General features: G+C 50.4%; 1 rRNA gene. It reads right to left on the bottom strand.

Annotation, left to right across the window (positions count from 1 at the left end):
* Positions 1–33: 33 nt before the first annotated feature.
* A 23S ribosomal RNA gene (locus CVP05_RS00005) occupies positions 34–2,515 on the bottom strand; the annotation flags it as partial.

Raw genomic sequence — 2,515 nt, 5'->3', positions numbered from 1 at the left:
TACCTACCACACCCAAAAACCCTTGAGCGTTGTATAGTTAAGCCTCTCGGGCAATTAGTATCTGTTAGCTCAACGTCTCGCAACGCTTACACACCAGACCTATCTACGTCGTAGTCTACAACAACCCTTACTAACTTTAAGTCAGGGAGAACTCATCTTAAGGCAAGTTTCGTGCTTAGATGCTTTCAGCACTTATCTCTTCCGCATTTAGCTACCCAGCAATGCTTCTGGCGAAACAACTGGAACACCAGTGATGCGTCCACTCCGGTCCTCTCGTACTAGGAGCAGCCCCTCTCAATTCTCCTACGCCCACGGCAGATAGGGACCGAACTGTCTCACGACGTTCTAAACCCAGCTCGCGTACCACTTTAAATGGCGAACAGCCATACCCTTGGGACCTACTTCAGCCCCAGGATGTGATGAGCCGACATCGAGGTGCCAAACACCGCCGTCGATATGAACTCTTGGGCGGTATCAGCCTGTTATCCCCGGAGTACCTTTTATCCGTTGAGCGATGGCCCTTCCATTCAGAACCACCGGATCACTATGACCTGCTTTCGCACCTGCTCGACTTGTCCGTCTCGCAGTTAAGCTTGCTTATACCATTGCACTAACCTGACGATGTCCGACCGTCATTAGCAAACCTTCGTGCTCCTCCGTTACTCTTTGGGAGGAGACCGCCCCAGTCAAACTACCCACCAGACACTGTCCGAACACCCGTTCAAGGTGCCTCGTTAGAACATCAAACGTTAAAGGGTGGTATTTCAAGGTCGGCTCCACAATGACTGGCGTCACTGCTTCAAAGCCTCCCACCTATCCTACACATCAAAATTCAAGGTTCAGTGTCAAGCTATAGTAAAGGTTCACGGGGTCTTTCCGTCTAGCCGCGGGTACACCGCATCTTCACGGCGATTTCAATTTCACTGAGTCTCGGGTGGAGACAGCCTGGCCATCATTATGCCATTCGTGCAGGTCGGAACTTACCCGACAAGGAATTTCGCTACCTTAGGACCGTTATAGTTACGGCCGCCGTTTACTGGGGCTTCTATCAAATGCTTCTCTTGCGATTACACCATCAATTAACCTTCCAGCACCGGGCAGGCATCACACCCTATACGTCCACTTTCGTGTTTGCAGAGTGCTGTGTTTTTAATAAACAGTTGCAGCCAGCTGGTATCTTCGACCGGTTCAACCTTCATCCGCAAGGGACTACAATCTACGCCGGCGCACCTTCTCCCGAAGTTACGGTGCTATTTTGCCTAGTTCCTTCACCCGAGTTCTCTCAAGCGCCTGAGTATTCTCTACCTGACCACCTGTGTCGGTTTTCAGTACGGTTTATATTAGTCTGACGCTTAGTGGCTTTTCCTGGAAGTGTGGTATCGGTTACTTCAACTCCGTAGAGTCTCGTCATCACGCCTTAGCGTTATACAAAGAGCCGGATTTGCCTAACTCTTCCGCCTACACGCTTAAACAGGGATATCCAACACCCTGATAACCTAACCTACTCCGTCCCCACATCGCAACTAATACAAGTACGGGAATATTAACCCGTTTCCCATCGACTACGCTTTTCAGCCTCGCCTTAGGGGCCGACTCACCCTGCCCCGATTAACGTTGGACAGGAACCCTTGGTCTTCCGGCGAGCGGGTTTTTCACCCGCTTTATCGTTACTTATGTCAGCATTCGCACTTGTGATACGTCCAGCAAACCTCTCAGTCCACCTTCATCCGCTTACACAACGCTCCCCTACCCAACAGGCGTATCACAAATATTCCTCTGATTTCTACCGCACTTTACCCCGCCTCAACGTGTTTGGTGCTTGACCAACATTTCATTCCACTTCATTTCATCCCGCTTCATTCCATGTTGTTAATCGAAGGCGTATTTGTGATACGCCTGATGCCGCAGCTTCGGTGACTAGTTTTAGCCCCGTTACATCTTCCGCGCAGGCCGACTCGACTAGTGAGCTATTACGCTTTCTTTAAATGATGGCTGCTTCTAAGCCAACATCCTAGCTGTCTAAGCCTTCCCACTTCGTTTCCCACTTAACTAGTACTTCGGGACCTTAGCTGGCGGTCTGGGTTGTTTCCCTCTCCACGACGGACGTTAGCACCCGCCGTGTGTCTCCTGAGTATCACTCTTCGGTATTCGCAGTTTGCATCGGGTTGGTAATCCGGGATGGACCCCTAGCCGAAACAGTGCTCTACCCCCGAAGGTGTCCGCTCAAGGCTCTACCTAAATAGATTTCGGGGAGAACCAGCTATCTCCCGGTTTGATTGGCCTTTCACCCCCAGCCACAAGTCATCCGCTAATTTTTCAACATTAGTCGGTTCGGTCCTCCAATTAGTGTTACCCAATCTTCAACCTGCCCATGGCTAGATCACCGGGTTTCGGGTCTATACCTTGCAACTAATCGCCCAGTTAAGACTCGGTTTCCCTTCGGCTCCCTTATTCAGTTAACCTCGCTACAAAATATAAGTCGCTGACCCATTATACAAAAGGTACGCAGTCACCC

The sequence above is a fragment of the Conservatibacter flavescens genome, assembly GCF_002795425.1.
Taxonomy (GTDB): Bacteria; Pseudomonadota; Gammaproteobacteria; order Enterobacterales; family Pasteurellaceae; genus Conservatibacter; species Conservatibacter flavescens.
Note: the sequence above shows the minus strand (reverse complement) of the source record. Positions and strands in the feature narration are given on the sequence as shown.